Source organism: Mycobacterium sp. NGS15 (assembly GCF_059813245.1).
This window is the reverse complement of record NZ_JCALEF010000006.1, coordinates 52,870-76,334: the sequence shown is the minus strand read 5'-3', so window position 1 is coordinate 76,334 and position 23,465 is coordinate 52,870. Positions and strand designations below refer to the sequence as shown.

General features: G+C 64.7%; 16 protein-coding genes. 12 read left to right on the top strand and 4 right to left on the bottom strand.

Going from position 1 to position 23,465, the window contains the following annotated elements; translation table 11 throughout:
- Nucleotides 1–29 precede the first annotated feature (29 nt).
- Entirely contained in the window at nt 30–737 is a 708-nt protein-coding gene (locus AC5Y5C_RS17970; RefSeq protein WP_499974836.1) for a GntR family transcriptional regulator, read from the bottom strand.
- Entirely contained in the window at nt 727–906 is a 180-nt protein-coding gene (locus AC5Y5C_RS17965; protein WP_499974834.1) for a hypothetical protein, read from the bottom strand. The genes AC5Y5C_RS17970 and AC5Y5C_RS17965 overlap by 11 nt, the downstream gene beginning before the upstream one ends.
- Nucleotides 907–1,003: 97 nt before the next feature.
- Here AC5Y5C_RS17965 and AC5Y5C_RS17960 point away from each other — a divergent pair, with 97 nt between their 5' ends.
- From AC5Y5C_RS17960 to AC5Y5C_RS17935, 6 genes are read left to right on the top strand one after another with little or no spacing between them, the layout of a single operon-like run.
- Nucleotides 1,004–2,131: a TIGR03364 family FAD-dependent oxidoreductase gene (locus AC5Y5C_RS17960; RefSeq protein ID WP_499974832.1), complete on the top strand. Its 1,128-nt coding sequence runs from the start codon at nt 1,004–1,006 to the stop codon at nt 2,129–2,131.
- Between the two features lie 29 nt (nt 2,132–2,160).
- Nucleotides 2,161–2,847: a phosphonatase-like hydrolase gene (locus AC5Y5C_RS17955; RefSeq protein ID WP_499974830.1), complete on the top strand. Its 687-nt coding sequence runs from the start codon at nt 2,161–2,163 to the stop codon at nt 2,845–2,847.
- A gap of 29 nt (nt 2,848–2,876) precedes the next feature.
- Nucleotides 2,877–3,896, top strand: a complete 1,020-nt coding sequence (locus AC5Y5C_RS17950) for a 2-aminoethylphosphonate ABC transporter substrate-binding protein (RefSeq protein WP_499976014.1) — start codon at nt 2,877–2,879, stop codon at nt 3,894–3,896.
- Between the two features lies 1 nt (nt 3,897).
- Nucleotides 3,898–5,109: an ABC transporter ATP-binding protein gene (locus tag AC5Y5C_RS17945; protein ID WP_499974828.1), complete on the top strand. Its 1,212-nt coding sequence runs from the start codon at nt 3,898–3,900 to the stop codon at nt 5,107–5,109.
- On the top strand, nt 5,106–5,999 hold the full coding sequence (locus tag AC5Y5C_RS17940) for a 2-aminoethylphosphonate ABC transporter permease subunit (RefSeq protein ID WP_499974827.1): 894 nt from the start codon (nt 5,106–5,108) through the stop codon (nt 5,997–5,999). Before AC5Y5C_RS17945 ends, AC5Y5C_RS17940 begins: the two co-directional genes overlap by 4 nt.
- Nucleotide 6,000: 1 nt before the next feature.
- Nucleotides 6,001–6,798 carry an ABC transporter permease gene (locus tag AC5Y5C_RS17935; RefSeq protein ID WP_499974825.1) on the top strand — a complete coding sequence of 266 codons (798 nt, stop codon included), beginning with the start codon at nt 6,001–6,003 and terminating at the stop codon, nt 6,796–6,798.
- A 91-nt stretch (nt 6,799–6,889) separates the two neighbouring features.
- Here the strand turns inward: AC5Y5C_RS17935 and AC5Y5C_RS17930 are convergent, their stop codons facing one another.
- A complete protein-coding gene (locus AC5Y5C_RS17930; protein WP_134206199.1) occupies nt 6,890–7,345 on the bottom strand; it encodes a MaoC family dehydratase in 456 nt (151 codons plus the stop codon).
- 134 nt (nt 7,346–7,479) lie between these two features.
- On the opposite strand from AC5Y5C_RS17930, the gene AC5Y5C_RS17925 reads away from it, so the two are divergent.
- Complete coding sequence (locus AC5Y5C_RS17925; RefSeq protein ID WP_499974820.1) at nt 7,480–8,175, top strand: sensor domain-containing protein; 696 nt, start codon at nt 7,480–7,482, stop codon at nt 8,173–8,175.
- A gap of 7 nt (nt 8,176–8,182) precedes the next feature.
- Here the strand turns inward: AC5Y5C_RS17925 and AC5Y5C_RS17920 are convergent, their stop codons facing one another.
- Nucleotides 8,183–8,935 (bottom strand): TetR family transcriptional regulator, encoded by a 753-nt coding sequence (locus tag AC5Y5C_RS17920; RefSeq protein WP_499974816.1) that lies wholly within the window; start codon nt 8,933–8,935, stop codon nt 8,183–8,185.
- Between the two features lie 265 nt (nt 8,936–9,200).
- Here AC5Y5C_RS17920 and AC5Y5C_RS17915 point away from each other — a divergent pair, with 265 nt between their 5' ends.
- From AC5Y5C_RS17915 to acpS, 5 genes are all read left to right on the top strand, one after another.
- The gene (locus AC5Y5C_RS17915) at nt 9,201–10,949 is read left to right on the top strand and encodes an alpha/beta hydrolase (protein ID WP_499976009.1); all 1,749 of its coding nucleotides are present in this window, start codon (nt 9,201–9,203) and stop codon (nt 10,947–10,949) included.
- Between the two features lie 67 nt (nt 10,950–11,016).
- Nucleotides 11,017–11,838, top strand: coding sequence for an alpha/beta hydrolase (locus tag AC5Y5C_RS17910; RefSeq protein ID WP_499976004.1), 822 nt, complete (start codon nt 11,017–11,019; stop codon nt 11,836–11,838).
- Between the two features lie 110 nt (nt 11,839–11,948).
- Entirely contained in the window at nt 11,949–12,671 is a 723-nt protein-coding gene (locus tag AC5Y5C_RS17905; protein ID WP_499974812.1) for a DUF1906 domain-containing protein, read from the top strand.
- A gap of 1,119 nt (nt 12,672–13,790) precedes the next feature.
- The gene (locus tag AC5Y5C_RS17900; protein WP_499974810.1) at nt 13,791–23,048 is read left to right on the top strand and encodes a fatty acid synthase subunit beta domain-containing protein; all 9,258 of its coding nucleotides are present in this window, start codon (nt 13,791–13,793) and stop codon (nt 23,046–23,048) included.
- Entirely contained in the window at nt 23,045–23,449 is a 405-nt protein-coding gene (gene acpS / locus AC5Y5C_RS17895) for a holo-ACP synthase AcpS (protein WP_499974808.1), read from the top strand. Before AC5Y5C_RS17900 ends, acpS begins: the two co-directional genes overlap by 4 nt.
- Nucleotides 23,450–23,465: the final 16 nt, after the last annotated feature.

Genomic DNA, 23,465 nt, shown 5'->3' with positions numbered 1-23,465 from the left:
TTTAAGTGTACGCTATTCGTACACTTAAATCATTCCCGCAGCACTGCCTCGAAGGCCACTCGATCGCCACGGAACAGCGACCGCACTCGCTCGATGGGACTGCCGTCCACGTCCAGCGTTCGGCGGTGCATCAGGAGCATCGGCATCGCCGTGGTGGTTTCCAGTAGCGAGGCCTCTCGTGGCGATGCAAGTGCTGTCTCTATCCGTTCGACCGCGCTGCCGAACTGAATTCCCAGTCCTCGGATTTCCTCATAGAGTGAGGTTTCTGGATCGAAGGTATCTCGTAGTGTCCCGAATCGAGATTTCGGCAGGTAGGTACTTTCGAGTCCAAGCTTGGCGCCGTCCGCAAGCAGCACCCGCTCCAGATGTATCACCTTCGAGCCGTTCCTGATGCCGAGGTCCCGGCACAGGTCGGCGTCGGCGGTGATGTCCTCCCAGGTAACCAGGAGCCGTCCCGGTACCCGTCCCTGGCTTTGGGCGCCCTCGGTGTAGGAACGTAAGGATAACGGCTGCAACAGTTTCGGCGATGAAACGACAGTGCCGCGCCCGCGGCGTTCGACGCGTCCCTCGACGAGAAGCTCCTGCAGGGCCTGGCGGACGGTTTCCCGTGACACCTCGAATCGCTCGGCGAGATCGCGCTCGGGCGGAATCGAATCCCCCTCGTTCAGCGTGGCGAGGATGTGGTCAAGCTCGGTACGTACCCGGTAATGCTTAGGAAGTCGCACGTCAGCGGTCATATTGCGCTACCGCCGTCGGAGTCGGCTCAATGGCATGCGGCATGGAAAGCGCCTTGCCTCCGGCAACTTTCGCACCCTCATCGAAGCGGCGTAGCCGGGGTGTATCGGACCACCACGGGTGATCGCTCCATCGGGTACCCATACCCGCTCCGGTCTCCTCGGCGTCCACGGGTAGAGCGTACGCCAAATTGGTCTATACCAATTGTTCATGCGGAGTTCGGTCGCATGTTATTGATTGGTCTAGACCAATGCGAGACGCTGGCGATATGCGAGTGATAGTGATTGGCGGCGGGATTCTGGGCACGGCGCACGCGTGGGCCGCCGTTGAGCGTGGACACGAGGTGGTCCAGCTGGAACGCGAACCAGAAGCCCGTGGGGCGACTGTCCGGAATTTCGGTTTGGTGTGGGTTTCGGGAAGGTCGGCCCGAGAGCTCGCGATCACCCAGCGGTCCCGAGATTTGTGGCAGATGATCGCCAAATCGGTTCCAGGTATAGGCTTTCGGGCGATCGGGTCGCTCACCCTATTGCGAACTCAGGGTGAGGTGGCAGTCGCCGAGGAGGTGATGGGGCGTCCGGATGCGGATGAGCGAGGATTGCGTCTGCTGGAACCCGATGCGGTCCTGCGGCGCAACCCGGCACTCCGCGGAACATTCCTTGCCGGGTTGCACTGTGCGCGCGATGCCGCTGTCGAGTCACGGGTGGCGTTGCCAGCCCTGCGCCTGCACCTGAAGAAGACGGGCCGCTACTCGTTCCTTGCGGGCCGGGAAGCGCGTGCCATCGACGCGGTACCCGGCGGTGTGTCGGTCCGCGCTGACGACGCCGAGGTGTACCGGGGGGAGGCGGTCGTGATGTGTGCTGGTGCGTCACACGGCGGACTGACTCGAGAGCTGCTGGGCGACTTTCCGGTTCGCCGGGTGCGGTTGCAGATGATGCAAACTGCGCCGCTCGGTGAGGAACTGACCACGGCGATTGCGGACGGTGACAGCCTGCGCTACTACCCGGCCTTCGCCGGTGCGGCGCTCGACGCGCTGAAGGCCACGCAGCCGCAAGAACTTACCGCCGCAGAGCACCAGATGCAGCTGCTGTGCGTGCAACGGCTACACGGTGGGCTCACGCTCGGTGATACCCACGAGTACGCCGAACCATTCGCCTTCGATGTCAATGAGGCGCCCTACCGGCATCTTGTCAACACGGCCGAGGAACTGTTGGGCCGCAAGCTCCCGCCCGTGGTGCGGCGCTGGGCGGGGGTCTATTCGCAATGCGTAGACCCCAATCAGATCGTCTACCGGCATCAGCCGGCGCCGGGCGTCTGGGTGGTGACCGGCCCCGGCGGGCGCGGAATGACGCTCGGTCCCGCGATCGGCGCGGACACCGCTGACCTGATGAATCTCTAGTGCAGACGACACGCGGAAAAGGAAAATTCATGTCCGACATCCCTATTCGGCTTGCTGTGCTCGATATGGCCGGTACCACGGTCGCCGACGGCGGGTTGGTACTACAGGCATTCGAAACGGCGGCAACTACTGGCGGTATCGATGAGGCCGGTCCCGAACGTGGTCGCGCCCGCCAATACGTCATCGATACGATGGGGCAATCCAAGATCGCCGTATTCCGTCATCTGCTCGGTGACGAGACTAGGGCGCAACGCGCGAACCGGGCGTTCGAGGATGCCTACGATGCGTTGATCGGCGATGGTCATGCGAGGCCTGTCGAGGGTGCGGTGGAGGCCATTGCGAAGTTACGGGGGGCCGGCGTCAAGGTCGCGCTCACCACGGGCTTCAGCGCCTCCACCAAGGAGAAGCTGCTCGCGGCGCTCGGATGGGCCGATATCGCCGATCTGACGCTGGCTCCGTCGGAGGCCGGGCGCGGAAGGCCGTACCCGGACCTGGTGCTGACATCCCTACTACGGCTGGAAATCAATGATGTTCGTGAGGTAGCGGTCCTGGGTGACACCGCAAGTGACGTGCTCGCAGGTCGTCGTGCGGGCGCGCAGATCGTGGCCGGAACGCTCACCGGTGCCCATGACGCGGCCCAGCTCGGCACCGCGCAGCCCACGCATATCGTGCAATCGGTTGGCGAGTTCGCCGACATCGTCCTGCATCGAGTCTAAAAGGACTTGGTATGAAACTTCTCCCGCAAATGCGGATGCTTGCGCTGGCATCGATCCTGGTGCTCACCATTGCGATGAGTGCGTGTGGCGGTACCGGTGGTGGCACAGGCCCGAACTCAGTCACCGTCTACAGTGCAGATGGGTTGGGCCCGTGGTACGGGGCCCGATTCCAGGAGTTCACCCAAAGCACGGGAATCTCAGTGAATCTTGTGGAAGCCGGTTCTGCGGAAGTGGTTTCGCGGGTAGCCAAGGAGAAGGCTAACCCCCAGGCCGACATGTTGGTGACGCTGCCGCCCTTCATTCACAAGGCAGCGAGCAGTGGTCTGCTGGCCGCAGCCGGTGTCGACGTCTCCGCGGTCGCGGACAAGAACAGGGACAAGGACGGCCAGTATGTGGCGATTGTCGACAACTACCTGACGTTCATCGCGAACCCTGCTGCGGGGCTGGAACATATGCGGTGGGATGACTTCCTGGACTCCCGGTTCAAGGGCAAACTCCAGTATTCGACGCCAGGGCAGGCGGGCGACGGAACCGCCATGCTGGTCCTTTTGCAACACCTCATGGGAGATCAGGGCGCTTTCGACTACCTGGGCCGGCTGCAGCACAACAACGTCGGACCTTCCAGTTCCACCGGCAAGCTGCAGCCCAAGGTCAGCAATGCTGAGCTGTGGGTGGCCAACGGGGATGCTCAGATGAACCTCGCTTCGATTCGTGAAGACCGCTCCAACTTCTCGGTGTTCGTTCCCGCTACCAATGACGGTGTCCGTTCCACGATTTCCCTGCCTTACGTTGCCGGAATTACCAGGGGCGCAATACATAGGGAGAACGCGAAGAAGCTGCTCGACTATCTGCTGTCCGCGGGCGTGCAGCGGACGGTTTCGCGCGAGGCACTGGGCATGCCGGTACGTGCTGACGTGAAGCCCGAAGCGGGTCCCAATACCCCGGCGAAAGTCCTCGACGGCGTGAACATCTGGCATCCGGACTGGAACCAGGTACTCGACACCCTCGATACGTCATTGACCGCCTACCAGAAAGCAACCGAGAGCTGACATGGCAAGCGATGCCGAATTCTCGTCGCCCAAGCTGCTTACCGGCGATGTCATCGCCGGTACCCGCGCCGAATCAGCCCAGTGTTCTGGCCCTACTGCGGATGCGCCGGCCATCGTCTTCGACCACGTGACAGTCGCCTACGGGCGCGGCAAGAAGAGGTCGGAAGCACTGCGAAACTTCAATCTGCGGATCGCCCGCGGTGAGACGGTGGCTCTCCTTGGGCCCAGCGGGTCGGGAAAGTCCACCGCGCTCAAGGCACTTGCCGGTTTCGTGCGCCCAACCTTCGGCACGGTTCGGTTGGACGGCCGGGATGTCACGGACTTGCCGCCGGCGAAACGGGGAATCGGCGTAGTCGTGCAGTCCTACGCGCTCTTCCCCCATATGCGAGTGCGCGACAACGTCGCCTTCGGATTACGTGCCCGCGGAATAAAACCCGACCATGTCGCGGCGCGTGTGGAGGAGGCACTGGCGACGGTGAGCATGTCCACTTACGGCTGTCGGTACCCGCGTGAGCTATCCGGTGGTCAGCAGCAGCGAGTGGCCATCGCGCGCGCCCTGGCCATCCGGCCTCGGGTGCTGCTTCTGGATGAACCGCTCGCTGCGCTGGATGCACAGTTGCGTCAGTCGATGGTCGCCGAGCTTCAGCAGCTGCAAAAGACCTTGTCGGATACTGCCATGCTCTACGTCACCCACGATCAAAGCGAGGCGTTGGCGCTGGCCGGCCGGATCGCGGTCATGCGCGATGCGGAGCTTGTTGATGTCGATACCGCGCAGAACCTGTGGACCCGGCCGCCAACAGATTTCACCGCGAACTTCCTCGGGGGTGCCAACTTGATCCCGTGCATGATCGGACGGGTGTCGGGTGAATCGGCATTGGTCTCGGTGGGGGACAAGATGCTCACCGTCATGGCGCCAAGGCCCGAATTCGGCCGTGACCCGTGGGCGCCGGGCGCTCGTGCTTTGGTGTGCGTGCGCCCGCACACACTTTCGGTGGTCGCCGTGACCGAGCCGGGGGTGTTACGTGCGCGAGTGGCCACGCAGGTGTGGCGTGGCGCATCGACCAGACTGTCGCTCGCGGTGAACGGATTCGCCGATCAGCTCATTGACGCGGATGTGCCCGGACGCGGCAGCTTTCCACCAGATTCAGTTGTCGGCGTGATGTTTCCGGAGCCTGCGGGAGTGCTCGTTACTCTGCCGGGGGAGGCGGGATGACCGCGGTTCTGGAAAACGCCAGCCCACCAGAGACGGAACCCCGCAGGGAACCGCGACGGGCTGCCCCCATCGCGTGGGCCCTGCCGCCGCTTCTCGTGGTGCTTGTCATCATCGTGTACCCACTGTTGCGCGTGTTGTCGAATTCAGCTGATGGAGCGGAAAACAGCACCTGGTCCCGGGTCCTGGCCTCCACGATGTTTCAAGGCGCCCTGGTGACAACAGCGCAGATCGCCGTGCTCACCACTGTCGGCGCTCTGCTGTTGGGGACTTTCATCGCTATTGTGCTGGCGTTCGTGCCGTTTCCGGGATCGGAATTGGTGGGCCGTCTGATTGACACCGTTCTCGCGCTTCCGTCCTTTCTCATCACCCTCGCCTTCACATTCCTGTATGGAACCGCGGGCGCGGTCAACGCGGTCGTGACGAGCATCTCCGCAGGCTCGCGGCCACTCGACTTTCTGTCCAGCCCCACCGGCGTGATCCTCGCCGAAATCACGTTCTTCACACCGTTTGTCGTGCGCCCCTTGTTGGCCGCGTTTGCGACCGTTTCGCGTGACCAGCTTGATGTTGCAGCCGGCCTCGGCGCCTCGCCGTGGTTGGTACTGCGCAAGGTGGTGATGCCAGAAGCCTGGCCGGCGCTGATGGCGGGCGGAAGTCTGGTGCTGCTCCTGGCACTCAACGAATTCGGGATCGTCCTGTTCACCGGCGCCAAAGAAGTCGTGACATTGCCGGTTCTGATCTATACCCGGGGAATCGTCACCTTTGACCTGCCGGGTGCCGCGGTCATCGCGACGGTTCAGGTAGTGCTATCGCTCGCACTGTACGGCTTGTACCGGATCATCTTCGCGCGCATGGTGTCCGGGCGTCCAACTACCCATAAAAAGGGGGCGTGACATGCTGCTGTGGACCAGACGGAGCAGGATCATCGTGTGGGCGGTCTTCGCAGTGGCCGTCATCGTAATCTTCGTCGCGCCGATTGCGACCGTGGCATTCGCCGGATTCGCCGGAACGTGGACGGGCCCGTTGCCCTCGCAGCTCGGGTTCGAGCGATTCGAAAAAGCCCTCGGCGGTGACGATCTCGCTAGTTTGGCCGTCAGCTTGCAGACTGCCCTCGTCGCAAGCACATTCGCGCTGGTCCTCGGTACCTGGGCGGCGTTGAGTGTGCGCGATGTGCCCCCGTGGTTTCGGCGAGTCGTCGATGCCGTGTTCCACCTACCGATCGCTATCCCGTCTGTGGCGATCGGTCTGGGACTGTTGATGGCCTTCAACGAACGCCCCTTCCTGGTCGGAGGAACGAAATGGATTGTGATTCTTGCCCATACCGCGCTCGTCCTGGCGTTCGCATTCAGCTCGGTAACGGCGGCGCTGGAGCGCCTTGATCCGGCCTACCGGCAGGTGGCCGAGTCGCTGGGTGCGGGGCCCGTGCGGATTCTGACGAAGGTGACGCTACCGCTGCTCATGCCATCGCTGGGTGCGGCCGCCGGGCTGGCGATCGCGCTGTCAATGGGTGAGTTGGGGGCTACGGTCATGGTGTATCCGGCCACCTGGCGAACTCTGCCGGTGACGATCTTTGGCCTCTCAGACCGCGGACAGGTGTTCTCGGCGGCGGCCTCCACGACGCTGCTGCTTCTGGTGACCCTGCTCGCGCTGCTCGTGGTGGGCAAGATTGGTGGAAAGTCCGCACTTCGGTAGGTGAAACCGCCCTGAGGGTTCCGCTGGCCCGAAGATTATGTGTTGCCGCCCAGCATGATCGGGGTTTTCCCGGGGCTCCACGTACCAGTGACTACTGGTACAGATACACGCTTTCAGCGGCGCACGGTGGCCGGTCTTTGCCCTCGATCTCGTACTTGATGCCATACGTGGCCTCGACGGTTCCTTTATCGCGCAACTTGGCCGACAGCAGCGTGACGTGTCCACGAACCCGCGCGCCTACGTGCAGCGGCGCCGGGAATCGCACCTTGTTCACGCCGTAGTTGAGCACCGCGTCGTACGACGCGATCTCCAGCACCTCGTTCAGGAATGCCGGGGCAAGTGCGAGCGTGAGGTATCCGTGCACGATGGTCCCGCCGAACGGGCCGGCCTTGGCGCGTTCGGTATCGGTGTGGATCCACTGTCGGTCACCCGTCGCGTCCGCGAACTCGTTGACCTGTTCTTGGGTGATCTGAACCCAACTGCTGGTACCCAATTCGACTCTGCCCAGGGACAGCAGTTCCTGTGGTGTCGCCAGCTTGGTGGACATACCGCGCACTCCTTTTCGGGTCGTGGTGCCTTATTGCATTACCGATTTGTCGTGTCGACTGGACCCTTCTTACCCGAGATTGCATGCCTGCCACGGGACAATACCGAAATCCGGCAGCGCGGTGGATGGGAGTAATGTTTGCCGACATGAGGTGGTCGGTGCCGCTGCTGGTCGCGTTGCTGCTCGTGGTGACGGGCTGCCAACGTGGGGTTGACGGAGAGGCAACGGCGGATAAGGGATCCATATCCGCGGGGCCGATCCAACCCGCTCAGCTTGATCAACTCCTTACTGCGCCGCAATCGCTGAGCGTGACACCGGGAAAGCTGCTGTTCGAAACCGATATGCAGTCGATTCTGTGGATCGGCGCCGATCCCACTGAATGTCAGGGGGTCGTCGGATACGGCCGTTATCCGCTCTTCCCCGCGAACTACACCGGAAGAGAAGCGCGGACGCAGACCGATAATCAGTACCCGAACCAGCATCAGCTCCTCGAGGTGTCGGCTACCTATCCCGGTGATTTTCATGCGGCACCGTTTCTCGAATCGGTGCGCAGGACCGTATCCAAGTGTCAGCTTCCGGTTGCCGCCTGGGGTGACGACGAGAAACGCCATACGGTAACGCCCGGCCCAGTGGTTCCCGGTTCTCCGGACATGGTCCGTTGGTCGACGAATCTCAATGGTGATCAATGGATTTGCGAGTTCACCGTGATCGCCAAGGCAAATGTGGTCGCGCAGCTGGTCACCTGCTCGGCCGATCGGTCGTTCGACAACAAGGAGCTGTCGAACAATCGACTCGCCAAAATCGAGGAGCTGCTCAACTCCAAGGTCTAAGCGTTGATCAGGACGCTTCGCGTGCCGCGATGTCCTGGGAGAGCAGGTGCTCGGCCCGTTGGATGATGGCATCGACAGTGAAGTCGAAGTTGGCATCGGAGATGGCCGCGATCGAATGACCACGGGACGCCAGATCATGCAGGGTGGGGGCGAGGGCGGCGTTTGGCACCAGACTGCGGGCTTCACCGGACGCGGGCATAACGGTATCCATGTGCTCGAGCACCACGATGCCTCGGATATGCAAGGACAGCGAGAAATACACGTCCAGCGCATTGTCCGGGGAGAAGCCGACGCCGATCAGGGTTTGGACAAGCGATTCCAGATTTTGAATGCTTGCCTGCAACGCCTCCGTACTGAGCTCACTGGTGCGCATCAGGATGAGCTCAACGAGCACCGGGCGTTCCCGAAATGCCTGCCGCATCCGGCGGGTATGGCCGCGCAGGGCGTCCTGCCAGGTTTCGTCGCCGATGAAGGGCGCAGCGAAGTGATACTGCTTGGTGGCGCGGTCTGTCATCGCGTCGAGCAGCTCACCCTTTTTGCGGAAGTACCAGTAGATACTGGTGACACCGACATCTAGATGCTTCGCTAGCAGCGGCATGCTCAGCCCACAGATCCCTATTTCCTCGGCGAGCTCGAATGCTCCGGCGATGATGTCCTCGGCGGTGATGGAGCCCCGGCGGCGTCGTTCCCGCTTGGGGCTGTGTGAAGGGCCCTGTGTGCTGGTCGTCCTGGCCTCGCGGCCGACACCGGCATGTCGCATGTGCAATCCTCGTCGTGCCCCCGTTGGGTCGATCTGCCCCGCCCTATGGACAAAAAGCCCTGATAGCAAGTTGGCAGAATACCGCAGGGATCTGAGCGAACGGTTGGCTCCCTATCGTGCGCAGTTCGCTGAGTCAGTGATGCGTGGCCCGCCTCGGAGATTTGCGCGGCGCGATCTCGGGTGGTCGCGGCGTCGCAGTAGTCCCAGCGCACCGCGTTGCCTATCTGGTAATACCTCTGTGCGGTGGGGCGACGTGCAGGCACCATTGACACGCGCGGCTGGCGGTATCGGGAAGGGTGTGGCGATGGCAATCGACAGGGATATCGACAGCGATACCGAAAAGGAGTCGGCACAGGACGCCGCGGTACCGAAGCCGGCGAAGACACGGTGGTGGGTGAGGCAGTACACCTTCACGGGTGCCGCCGTGGGCCTGGTCTTTCTCTGGCTGTCGATGACCCCGTCGCTGCTTCCCCGCGGCCCGCTCTTCCAGGCGCTGGTCAGTGGGGGCTCAGGTGCCATCGGCTATGCGCTCGGCGTTCTGGCGGTGTGGCTGGTGCGGTACATGCGGTCCAAGGATTCGAGTCCGAAGGCGCCTCGTGCCGCGTGGTGGATCCTCATCGTTGTCGGGATCATCGGCACCGCCGCGATGATCGTGTGGTTCCACTTCTGGCAAGACCGCGTGCGTGACCTCATGGGTGTGCCGCGGTTGAGTTTCTGGGCGCACCCGCAGACGGCTGTGATGTCGATCATCGTTTTGTTCATCCTGGTCGAGATCGGACAGCAGATCCGTCGGCTGATTCTGTTCTTGATCGAACGGCTCAACCGCGTGGCCCCCAAACGTGTCTCGGCTGTGGTCGCCGTCACGCTGGTGGTGGTTCTTGCGATGGCACTCATCAACGGTGTTGTCGTCAGGGTGGCAATGGATTTCTTGAACAACACCTTCTCGGCGGTCAACAACGAGGAGAACCCGGACAATCCTGCGCCGAAGACATCGCTGCGTTCGGGTGGGCCGGGCTCGCTGGTCTCGTGGGCGTCGTTGGGCAATCAAGGCCGTGCCTTCATCGGCGGCGGTGCCACCACACAGGAGCTCTCGGCGTTCAACAAGGCTCCGGCGACCGAACCGATCCGGGCATACGCAGGCCTGGAATCTGCGGATGGAATCAAGGCGACCGCAGAGCTCGCGGCCCGTGAACTGGAACGCGAGGGTGGCCTTCACCGCAAGGTGGTGGCGGTGGCCACGACGACGGGAACCGGCTGGATCAACCAGGCCGAGGCAGACGCCCTCGAGTACATGTACAACGGCGACACCGCCATCGTCAGCATGCAGTACTCGTTTCTGCCCAGCTGGCTCTCGTTCCTGGTGGACAAGGAGAATGCGCGTCAGGCGGGGCAGGCGCTGTTCGAGGCTGTGTCTGCGCGGGTCCGCGCCATGCCTGAGGGGGTGCGGCCCAAGCTCGTGGTCTTCGGGGAGAGCCTCGGATCTTTCGGCGGCGAGGCGCCGTTCCTGTCGGTGAACAACATCGTGGCGCGCACCGACGGCGCGCTGTTCTCCGGCCCGACCTTCAACAACTCCATGTGGCTGGAGGCGACGCACAACCGCGATGACGGATCGCCGGAGGTGCTACCCATCTACGACAATGGAAGAAACGTTCGATTCGTTTCGCGCCCAGAGGATCTCAAACGCCCCAGCGCCACGTGGGCGCGCCCCCGCATCGTGTATCTGCAGCACGCATCGGATCCGATCGCCTGGTGGAATCCCGACCTCATCCTGAGCAAGCCCGACTGGCTGCGTGAGCCCCGCGGGTACGACGTGCTGCCGAGCATGGAGTGGATTCCGTTTGTCACCTTCTTGCAGGTGTCCGCCGATATGGCGGTCGCGGTCAACGTCCCCGATGGGCATGGCCACGTTTACGTCCGAGCCGTCGCCGACGCCTGGGCAGACATCCTGCAGCCACCCGGATGGACAGCGGCGAAGACCGAACGGCTGCGGCCGCTGCTGCACTCGGGGGCGTAGCGGGCGGACCTCGAGTGCTTTTCCGTACGGTGGCTGGGTGAGCCACACCCTGGGGTCGAGCAACTATGTGACCACTTCCGACGGGCGCGCGCTGCATTACATGGTTGCCGGTCGAGGTGACCCGACCGTGGTCTTCGAGTCTGGAATGGGCTTTTCGCGGTCGGCGTGGGGGCTCGTGCAACCCCTCGTCGCCCAACGGTTTCGGTCGGTCGTCTACGACCGCGCGAACTTGGGGCGCAGCGATGAGGATCATCAGCCGCGCACCCTGGAGCGGATCACCGAGGATCTGGGCGCCCTACTGACGGCCCTCGGTTCGGGCCCCTACATCCTGGTGGGCCACAGCTACGGCGGATCCATCGCGCTGGCCTCGACAGTGGCCGATCCGTCACGCATCGCGGGCATCGTTCTCGTCGATCACTCCGACGAGAACCTGGATGCCTACTACCGTCCGGCATCGCCGGGCATGCGGCTCCTCGGGGTTGTCCATCGTGTGGCGCTCGATGTGATGGGACGAGTCGGTCTGCTGCCGTTTCTCGTTCATCGCATGATGCCCCGGATGCCACGCGACGTGGTCAATGACATGACCGCCGAGGATCTCACGTGGCGGGCCGGACGCGCCGCCAACGAGGAGGACCGTCGCTTTGTCGCCGGGATGACCGGGTTGCGCGACAACCCGCCGGTGATCAACGACATACCCATCACGGTCATATCGGGTGCCCGCGCCGAGTTCCTCAATGAAGAGACACGCTCGGAGCTGAACGCTGCCCACCAGTTGACCGCGCACCGGCTCGGCGCGCGCCACGTACTGGCCCGCAAATCCGGACATCAGATCGTTCTCACCGAGCCGCGATTGATCGCCGACGAGGTGTTTCGGATGGTGGATACGTAAACCGCACTGTGTCGCATGTGACAAGCGTGGCTGCCGTGTTTGTTGAGGTAGCTGTCGTAATCTGAGGCTTGAGTTCTTCAAGTGCTTGGAACGGCGTTGTGAGGTAAGCAGTGGTGTCAATATCCCGTCGGGATGTCCTCAAGTACGCCGCTGCCATGCCTGCCGCTGCCGTGCTCGGTGGTGCCGGCTCTGCATTAGCCGTCCCACACGCCAATGCCGCCTCGCTGGGCACACTTATCGACTACGCCGGTGGGGTACCGACCCCCGAGTCGATCAAGGCCGCAGGGCATCTGGGCGCAATTCGGTACGTCTCCGATCCGCGTAGCCCCGGGCTGTCGGCGGGTAAGCCCATCAAGCTCGCCGAAGCGCGCGATCTGTATCGGGCGGGTTTGAAGATCGTCTCCAACTATCAATACGGCAAGCAGGACACGGCGGACTGGCTCGGCGGGCAGGAGGCCGGGATCAAACACGCGCAACGCGGTTGGCAGCTGCACGTCGCGGCCGGTGGCTCCTACAACGTGCCGATCTACGTCTCGATCGATGACGACCCGACGGCCGAGCAGTACAAGAACCAGGTGGCGCCGTACCTGAGAGCCTGGGAGTCAGTGGTGGGGCATGCCCGCACGGGGCTGTACGGCAACTCCAAGACCATCGATTGGGCGCTGCAGGACGGGTTGTGCTCATACTTCTGGCAGCACAACTGGGGGAGTCCCAAGGGCTTCGTTCACCCTGAGGCGCACCTGCACCAGTTCGAGATCGACAAGCGTCAAGTCGGCGGAATCGGCGTCGATCTCAACGACATTCTCAAGCCCAGCTTCGGGCAGTGGGTCTAATACCGGTCCACGCTACCGCCCATGTGGGTGGCAACCCCCTTGTGGCAACCCGCGCCTCAATTCCATGTCGCGTGATCTGGCCACTTACCCCGTCCATGATCGAGCGGGGCGGCCCCTGTCCTTCACGGTGTACCGAAACCAGGTGGGGGACCACCGAACCACCACGCCGAGCGATTCGTGATCCGATGGTAGGGGGATGGCGACATGGATCTCGCCATCACGGGCGCGCGGGTGGATTGTCGTGCCCCCGGGTTGCTGGTCCATGCGTATCGAGACGCCCAGGCGCCGCGCCTCGGCTCATCGGGCACTGCTCAACTCGGGAAGCGTTGTGCCGCGAGCGCCGGGGATGACTGCGTTTCTTGATGTTTCGGCACCGGAGCGCCGGTGGAGCACATAGGTGCCGTGTCCGCTCGCGTGGTCGATCGATGACGCCGACAGACCGATGAAGCGGCTGGATGCGAGGGCGCCCCAGCACCTTTATCGCTGCATCGTCCCCGCCGCCGAGGTTGGTCCGATGCGGCGGATGACGGATCCAGTTCACGGTCGGCGGGTCGAGCCGTCCGTTGGCGAGGCAGAGGTCGACGGGTTCTGCGATCTCGCGCCTGGTCGGCTGGCGGCGAGATTCCCGTGTCCGGATGCGTAGCTGGACAAACATCATCAGTCACATCTGTCACAGGAGTTGGAACCGCTCGGTAATCTCAGCAAACATATGGCACGTATTGTGAGAATTCATGGTTTGGATGGCGTTGTCGCGGCCATTGGATGCGACACGCGCGAACGCCGCCGGCGCTACCGGAATCGTACATAACGATTCGATAACAATCGATGTCTGATCTGCGATGTTATACCTACTCGACCGTAACCACCTGCATGCAGCGCATTTGATTCGGCGGTCAGTTGCCAGCGTGTGGCCTGCTGTTACGTAAGCGGTGGTTACTCTCGCGTAGAACTCGGCAGTAACTATTACGTCAGAAGAAATCGTCGCCCCTCTTATGACACTCTTAAATCCAGACCTGCGGTGATGGTGCAGATGCACGTGCCTCAACGCCCCGATCGACAAGGACGACGACACGGGTGCGGCTGGATTCACGAACTGACGGAAAGACGGGTAGCGGCGACGTGACGATCAATGAATACGACAAGGTGACCAGCGCTGAGGATCCCGACGCGAACGGGTCGGTCGATCCGGGCCCCAGCGCCGGGCCCGCGCTGATCGACCGTCTGGAGTCCGGTGAGCCCTACGCGGTGGCCTTCGGAGGTCAAGGCAGCGACTGGCTGGAGTCACTCGCGGAGCTGGCTGCCTCGGCCGGTATCGAATCGGAGCTGGCCACCCTCGCGGGTGAGGCCGAGCTGCGTTTGGAGCCCGTCGCCAAGGAACTCGTGGTCGTGCGTCCGGTCGGCTTCACCCCGCTCACCTGGGTGCGTGCACTGACCGCTGAGGAGCCCGTACCTGCCGCCGCGCAGCTGACCTCGGCTGCGGTCTCCATGCCCGGTGTCCTGCTGGCGCAGCTGGCCGCGGTCCGCGCGCTGAAGATTCAGGGCCTGGATGTGGCGCAGCTGCCGCCGGTCGCCGTCATCGGGCACTCCCAGGGTGTGCTGGCCGTCGAGGCCCTCAAGGCCCACGGTGCCCGCGATGTCGAGCTGTTGGCCATCGCTCAGCTGGTGGGTGCCGCTGCCACCCTGGTCGCGCGCCGCCGCGGCATTGTGGTGCGCGGCAACCGCACCCCCATGGTGTCGGTGACCAATGTCGACCCCGAACGCATCAAGGCGCTTCTCGACGAGTTCGCCCAGGATGTCCGTACCGTTCAGCCGCCCGCGCTGTCCATCCGCAACGGTCGCCGCTCCGTCGTCATCACCGGTACTCCCGAACAGCTGTCGCGTTTCGAGCTGTACTGCGAGCACATCGCCGACCGCGAGGCCGCCGAGCGTAAGGACAAGGTGCGTGGCGGCGCAGTGTTCAGCCCGGTCTTCGACCCGGTCAATGTGGAGGTGGGCTTCCACACCCCGCGCCTGGCCGATGGTGTCGAGATCGCCGGCCGCTGGGCGGCTGCCGCCGGACTGGACGTCGAACTGACCAAGGCCCTGACCGAGTCCATCCTCGTCACCCCGGTCGACTGGGTGAATGAGGTGAACCATGTCGCTGACGCCGGCGCCCGATGGATCCTCGACCTGGGCCCCGGCGATCTCCTGACCCGTCTGACCGCCCCGGTCATCCGTGGCCTGGGCATCGGCATCGTGCCCACCGCCACCCGTGGGGGACAGCGGAACCTGTTCACGCACGGTGCGGTCCCCGAGGTCGCGCGCGCCTGGACCAGCTTCGCGCCCACCGTGGTATCGCTTCCCGACGGTTCGGTGAAGCTGTCCACCAAGTTCACCCGCCTCACCGGACGCTCCCCGATTCTGCTGGCGGGCATGACGCCGACCACGGTCGATGCCAAAATCGTTGCGGCCGCGGCCAATGCGGGTCACTGGTCTGAGCTCGCCGGTGGCGGGCAGGTCACCGAAGAGATCTTCAATACCCGCATAGAAGAGCTCACCGGCCTCCTGGAGCCCGGGCGTCAGATCCAGTTCAATTCTTTGTTCCTGGACCCCTACCTGTGGAAGCTGCAGGTCGGCTCGAAGCGGTTGGTGCAGAAGGCCCGCCAGGCCGGTGCGCCGATCGACGGTGTTGTCGTGACCGCCGGCATTCCGGAGCTGGAAGAGGCCGTCGCACTCATCGACGAGCTCACCGAGATCGGCTTCAGTCACATCGTGTTCAAGCCCGGCACGGTCGAGCAGATCCGCTCCGTCGTGCGCATCGCCGCCGAGGTTCCGACCCGTCCGATCATCATGCACGTCGAGGGTGGCCGCGCCGGTGGACACCACTCGTGGGAGGACCTCGACGACCTGTTGCTGGCCACCTATTCGGAGCTGCGTTCGCGCTCCAACATCACCGTGTGCGTCGGTGGCGGCATCGGCACGCCCGAGCAGGCGGCCGAATACCTCAGTGGCCGTTGGGCATTGAAGTTCGGATTCCCGCTGATGCCGGTCGACGGCATCCTGGTGGGCACAGCGGCCATGGCCACACTGGAGGCCACCACTTCGCCGTCGGTCAAGCAGATGCTGGTCGAGACCCAGGGCACTCCTGAATGGGTTCCCGCTGGAAAAGCCCAGGGCGGCATGGCCTCCGGGCGCAGCCAGCTGGGCGCCGACATTCATGAGATCGACAACGCGGCCTCACGCTGCGGCCGCTTGCTCGACGATGTCGCCGGTGACGAGGATGCGGTGTCCAAGCGCCGTGACGAGATCATCGCCGCGATGGAGCTGACCGCCAAGCAGTACTTCGGTGACGTCGCCGAAATGACGTACGCACAGTGGCTGAATCGCTATGTGGAGCTGTCCATCGGTAACGGTGACAGCACCGCCGATACCGCCGTGGCGCACTCGCCGTGGCTGGATGTCACCTGGCGCGATCGCTTCGAGCAGATGCTCAAGCGCGCCGAGGCCCGGTTGCATCCCAAGGAATTCGGTCCGGTCGAGACGCTGTTCGCCGACCAGGCGTTGGTGGAACGCCCGGCCGACGCCATCGCGGCACTGCTGCAGCGTTACCCCGATGCCGAGGCCATCAAGCTGCACCCGGCCGACGTGCCCTTCTTCGTCGCGTTGTGCAAGACACTGGGTAAGCCCGTCAACTTCGTGCCCGTCATCGACAAGGATGTGCGCCGCTGGTGGCGCAGCGATTCGCTGTGGCAGGCCCACGACGCGCGCTACACCGCCGAGCAGGTATGCATCATCCCCGGCACCGCCGCCGTCGCCGGGATCACCCGGGTCGACGAGCCAGTGGGCGACCTGCTCAACCGGTTTGAGCAGACCGCCATCGACGAGGTTGTCGCCACCGGTGCAGAGCCGTTGCCGGTGCGTTCGCGTCTGCGTCGCCGCTGGGATGTCGAAGGCCCGTTGGCGAGCGTGCTGGACGCGCCAGATGTGCTGTGGTCCGGACGAATTGCCGTTAACCCGGTGCACCGGATCGCTCCCGATGGCGCCTGGCAGGTCTTCGAGGACCGCACCGCCTCACATCCGTCAACCGGCGCCCGCCTCGAGGTGACCGGCGACGACTCGGTGCGTCTGAGCGTGCCGCTGTCGGGTATCTGGGTCGACATCGATCTGACCTTGCCTGCCACGACTCGCGACGGTGGCACCCCGGTGGTGACCACCGAGGCCGCGGCCGCGGCCATGCGGACCGTGCTCGCGGTGGCTGCCGGCGCCGAGGATCAGGCAGGCCTTCCCTTGGTCCACAATGGCGCGGCACGTGTTGTGGCGCAATGGGATCCGGAGCGTGTCGCCGACCATACCGGCGTCACCGCGGTGCTTCCGTCGCCGCTGGCGCCCGGATCGTCGATTGTGCCGGACGCGCTGGTCGGCCTGTGCTGGCCCGCGGTGTTCGCCGCCATCGGTGATGCCAAGACCGAGGACGGCACGGGTGTCATCGAGGGTCTGCTCTCGCTGGTTCACCTGGATCACGCTGCCCACCTGATCTCCGCCCTTCCCGCGGAGGCCGCTGAACTTACCGTCACTGCAACGGCTTCCACGGCCACCGACACCGAGGTCGGCCGGGTAGTCCCGGTCGACGTCACTGTGGCGGCCGCCGACGGCACCGTGCTGGCCACGCTGCAAGAGCGGTTTGCGATCTTGGGCCGCAACGGGGCAGCCGAGCTGACCGACCCGGTGCGTGCCGGCGGTGCGCTCTCCGAGCACGAGGCGGACACCACTCGGCGGCGTCGTCGTGACGCCAAGATCTTCGCGCCTACGGACATGCGGGCGTTCGCGGTGGTCTCGGGTGATCACAACCCGATCCACACCGACAAATCGGCCGCGCTACTGGCCGGGCTGGGATCGCCCATCGTGCATGGCATGTGGCTTTCGGCCGCCGCGCAGCATGTGGTCACCTCCGCCGACGCTTCCAGCACTCCGCCGCGCACACTGGTCGGCTGGACCTCCCGTTTCCTGGGCATGGTGCAGCCGGGCGACGAAGTCGACGTGCGGGTGGACCGCGTCGGAATCGATTCCGGCGCAGAGGTTGTGGAGGTTCAGGCCAAGGTCGGCTCCGACCTCGTGATGTCGGCGACCGCCCGGCTCGCGGCTCCCAAGACGGTGTACGCCTTCCCGGGACAGGGCATCCAGCACAAGGGCATGGGCATGGACGTGCGTTCACGCTCCAAGGCCGCCCGCAAGGTCTGGGACAAGGCCGACAAGTTCACCCGTGAGCGCCTCGGGTTCTCCGTGCTCCATGTGGTCAAGGACAACCCGACAAGCCTCATCGCCGGTGGCGTCCACTACCAGCATCCCGAGGGTGTGCTGTACCTGACGCAGTTCACTCAGGTGGCGATGGCCACGTTGGCCACTGCGCAGATCGCCGAGATGAAGGAATCCGGCTCGTTCGTCGAGGACGCCATCACCTGTGGTCACTCCGTGGGCGAGTACACCGCGCTGGCCACCGTCAGTGGCGTCATCCCGCAGGATGGTCTGCTTGAGGTGGTGTTCCACCGCGGGTCGGCGATGCACGACATCGTGCCGCGAGATGAGCAGGGCCGCAGTAACTACCGCCTGGCCGCCATCCGCCCGTCGCAGATCGGTTTGGAAGACGCCGACGTCGAGGCGTTCGTCGCGGGGATCGCCGAACGTAGCGGCGAGTTCCTCCAGATCGTGAACTTCAACCTGCGCGGCTCCCAGTACGCCATCGCCGGAACGGTGCGTGGGCTCGAGCTGCTGGAGGCCGAGGTCGAGAAGCGTCGTGAAGAGTTCGGCGGCCGTCGTTCCTTCATCATGGTGCCCGGCATCGATGTGCCGTTCCACTCCGAGGTGCTGCGGGTCGGCGTTGCCGAGTTCCGCCGGTCCCTGGAGCGGGTCCTGCCCATGGACGGCGATCCGAACCTGATCATCGGCAAGTACATCCCGAACCTGGTGCCCAAGCCGTTCACCCTGGATCGTGAATTCATCCAGGAGATCCGCGATCTGGTGCCCGCCGAACCGCTCGACGAGGTGCTCGCCGATTACGACACCTGGCGCAACGAGAAGCCGGTGTTGTTGTGCCGCAAGGTGCTTATCGAGCTGCTTGCCTGGCAGTTCGCCAGCCCGGTGCGGTGGATCGAGACCCAGGACCTGCTGTTCACCGAGGAGGCCGCCGGCGGCCTCGGTGTGGAGCGGTTCGTCGAGGTGGGTGTGAAGTCGATGCCGACCGTCGCCGGTCTGGCCAACAACACCCTGAAGCTGCCCGAATTCAGCCACAGCTCGATCGAGGTACTCAACGTCGAGCGCGATCACGCGGTGCTGTTCGGAACGGACAGCGATCCGGAGCCCGAGCCTGAAATCGAGGAGCCCGCGGAAAGTACTGCGGCCACCTCCGGTTCCAGCGAGGCCGCTGCTCCGGCTCCCGCTGCCGCCCCCGCGGCGCCCAGCGGCGGCCCGCGGCCGGACGACATCGGGTTCGACGCCTCCGACGCGACGCTCGCGCTCATCGCACTGTCGACGAAGATGCGCATCGACCAGATCGAGCCGGTGGACTCCATCGAGAGCCTCACCGACGGCGCCTCGTCGCGCCGCAACCAGCTGCTGGTGGACCTGGGCTCCGAGCTGAACCTGAGTGCCATTGACGGTGCCGCAGAGGCGGATCTGTCCGGATTGCGGACGCAGGTCACCAAGTTGGCGCGTACCTACAAGCCGTTCGGTCCGGTGCTTTCGGACTCGATCAACGATCAGCTCAAGACGGTCTTCGGTCCGTCGGGTAAGCGCCCCACCGCCATCGGTGAGCGCGTCACCAAGACCTGGGAACTCGGTCCGGGCTGGGTCAAGCACGTCACCGTCGAGCTGTCGCTGGGTACCCGCGAGGGCACCAGCGTCCGCGGCGGCGATCTCGGTGGCCTGGCGGCCAGCACGCTGGCAGACGGTAATGCCGTCGATGCGGCGATCGATGCGGCTGTTGCCGCGGTGGCCGGGCGTCGTGGTGTCGGGGTGTCGCTGCCCTCGGCGGGTGGTGCCGGCGGCGCGACAGTCGACGCCGCAGCATTGAGCGAATTCACCGACCAGATCACCGGGCGGGAAGGCGTTCTCGCCTCGGCCGCGCGTCTGGTGCTCGACCAGCTGGGTCTGTCGGCCCCGATCGTCACCCCGGACGGTGCTGCCGACACCGAGCTCGTCGAGCTGGTTTCCGCCGAATTGGGTTCGGACTGGCCGCGTTTGGTGGCGCCGACATTCGACGGCAAGAAGGCAGTGGTCTTCGACGACCGCTGGGCCAGCGCACGCGAGGATCTGGCGCGGTTGTGGATCACCGAGGAAGACGAGATCGACAGCCAGTGGGCACAGTTGGCAGGCCAGTTCGAGGGCGCCGGTCATGCCGTTGCCACGCAGGCCAATTGGTGGCAGGGCAAGTCGTTGGCGCAGGGCCGCAATGTGCATGCCTCGCTGTTCGGGCGGATCGCCGCCGGCGCCGAGAGCCCCGATCAGGGCAAGTGGGGCGACGAGGTCGCGGTGGTGACGGGTGCTTCCAAGGGCTCAATCGCCGCGGCGGTGGTCGCCGAGCTGCTGTCCGGTGGTGCGACGGTTGTCGCCACCACCTCGCGTCTTGACGAGGACCGGTTGGCGTTCTACCGCAACCTGTACCGGGAGAGCGCGCGGTTCGGCGCCAAGCTGTGGGTAGTGCCGGCCAACATGGCCTCGTACGCCGATATCGATGCACTGGTGCAGTGGGTGGGCACCGAGCAGTCGGAAAGCCTTGGGCCGATGTCGATCCACCTCAAGGACGCGCAGACCCCGACGCTGCTGTTCCCATTCGCCGCACCGAAGGTGGTCGGAGATCTGTCGGAGGCCGGTTCGCGCGCCGAGATGGAGATGAAGGTGCTGTTGTGGGCCGTGCAGCGGCTCATCGGCGGGCTGTCGGCGATCGGTGCCGAGCGCGATATCGCCTCACGTCTGCATGTGGTGCTGCCCGGTTCACCGAACCGCGGCATGTTCGGCGGTGACGGTGCGTACGGCGAGTCCAAGGCGGCTCTCGATGCGCTGGTCACACGCTGGAAGGCCGAGTCGTCGTGGGCATCGCGAGTCAGCCTGGCGCACGCACTGATCGGCTGGACCCGCGGCACCGGGCTGATGGGTCACAACGACGCCATCGTCACCGCCGTCGAGGAAGCGGGAGTCACCACGTACTCCACCGCGGACATGGCGTCCATGCTGTTGGCGCTGTGCTCGCCCGAAGCACGCGTGCAGGCCGCGCAGGCACCGGTCGAGAAGGATCTCACCGGGGGGCTGGCCGAGGTCGAACTCGACATGGCCGAGCTGGCCGCCAAGGCCCGCGAGGACATGGAGGCGAAGGCAAAGGCGGAGGCTGCCGCCGCCACCGATGAGGAGGACGATCCGAACCTCATCGCGGCACTGCCGTCTCCGCCACGCGGATACACCTCGTCGCTGCCTCCGGAATGGGCCGATCTCGACGTCGACCCGGCAGACCTGGTGGTCATCGTCGGCGGTGGTGAGCTGGGTCCCTTGGGCTCCTCGCGTACCCGCTACGAGATGGAGGTCGACGACGAACTGTCGGCGGCCGGCGTGCTCGAGCTCGCCTGGACCACCGGTCTGGTCAAGTGGGAGAACGATCCCGAAGCCGGCTGGTACGACACCGAATCCGGCGAACTGGTGCCGGAATCGGAGTTGGTGGAGCGGTACCACGACAAGGTGGTCGGCAACATCGGCGTCCGTGAGTTCGTCGACGATGGCGCGATCGACCCCGATCACGCCTCGCCGCTGCTGGTGTCGGTGTTCCTGGACAAGGACTTCACCTTCACGGTGTCTACCGAGGCCGAAGCCCGGCAGTTTGTGAAGTGGGACCCCGAGCACACCGTCATCGCGCCGGTGGCCGAGGGCAGCGACTGGCAGGTGACCCGCAGGGCGGGCACCGAGGTTCGCGTGCCGCGCAAGACCAAGCTGTCGCGGACGGTGGGTGCGCAGATCCCGACCGGTTTCGACCCGACCGTATGGGGCATCACCCCGGACATGGTCGGCTCCATCGACCGGGTGGCGCTGTGGAACATGATCGCGACGGTGGATGCGTTCCTGTCGGCGGGCTTCACCCCGACCGAATTGATGCGTTGGGTGCACCCGAGCCTGGTGGCCAACACACAGGGCACCGGCATGGGCGGCATGACATCGATGCAGACCATGTATCACGGAAACCTGTTGGGCCGTAACAAGCCGAACGACATCCTGCAGGAAGTGCTGCCGAACGTCGTCGCCGCGCACGTGGTTCAGTCATACGTCGGCTCTTACGGCTCGATGATCCACCCGGTGGCGGCATGCGCCACCGCGGCGGTCTCCGTTGAGGAAGGTGTCGACAAGATCCGCCTCGGCAAGGCGCATCTGGCGTTGGCCGGTGGTTTCGATGACCTGACGCTGGAGGCCATCATCGGCTTCGGTGACATGGCGGCGACCGCCGACACCGAGATGATGCGGGCCAAGGGCATTGCGGATAAGCGGTTCTCGCGTGCCAACGACCGTCGCCGCCTCGGCTTCGTCGAGGCCCAGGGTGGTGGCAGCCTGCTGTTGGCACGCGGTGACCTGGCGCTCAAGATGGGTCTGCCGGTGCTCGCGGTGGTCGCGTACGCACAGTCGTTCGGTGACGGTGTGCACACCTCGATCCCGGCTCCGGGCCTGGGGGCGCTGGCGGCCGGACGTGGTGGCAAGGATTCGGATCTGGCGCGTTCGCTGAACAAGCTGGGTGTCACCGCCGATGACATCGCCGTCATCTCCAAGCACGACACGTCCACGCTCGCCAACGATCCCAACGAGACCGAGCTGCATGAGCGGCTCGCATCCTCGCTGGGGCGCTCGGACGGTGCGCCGCTGTTCGTCATCTCGCAGAAGAACCTGACCGGCCACGCCAAGGGCGGTGCCGCGGTATTCCAGATGCTGGGCCTGTGCCAGGTGCTGCGCGACGGTGTCATTCCGCCGAACCGCAGTCTGGACTGTGTCGACGACGAGCTGGCCACCAGCCAGCACTTCGTGTGGGTGCGAGAGTCACTGCCGCTCAAGGAGAAGCTGCCGCTGAAGGCCGGTCTGGTGACGAGCCTGGGCTTCGGTCACGTGTCGGGTCTGGTGGCGCTTGTGCACCCGCAGGCGTTCATCGCCTCGCTGCGCCCCGAGGATCGTGACGACTACGAGAAGCGTTCGCGTGAGCGTGTTCTCGCCGGACAGCGTCGCCTGGCCTCGGCCATGGCCGGCGGTCGCCCGATGTACGAGCGGCCGGACGGACGTCGCTTCGACCACGACCACGACGAGTCGGAGAAGCGTCAGGAAGCATCGATGCTGCTGGATCCGGGCGCGCGCCTGAGTGAGGACGAGGTCTACCACCGGTGATTGTCGGTATCGGGATCGACCTGGTCACCATCTCTGAGTTCGGAGAGCAACTAGCGAGTCCCGGAACGGCTTTCGGGTCTGCGTTTACGCCGGGGGAGCGGCGCGACGCGGCCTCGAAGACTGGTGGTGAGGCGCGGTACTTGGCGGCCCGCTGGGCGGCCAAGGAGGCCGTCATCAAGGCGTGGTCGGGTTCGCGGTACTCGCAGCGGCCGGTGCTGCCCGAGAACATCCACCGCGATATCGAGGTCGTCACGGATACGTGGGGCCGCCCGCGTATTCGGCTTTCCGGGGCGATTGCCGAGTATCTGGCGGATATGACGATGCACGTCACCTTGACCCATGACGGCGACACCGCAGCGGCGTTCGTCGTGCTAGAACAGGACGCCCAGCCGCAGGACTAGCTCAGTGCGAGCAGGA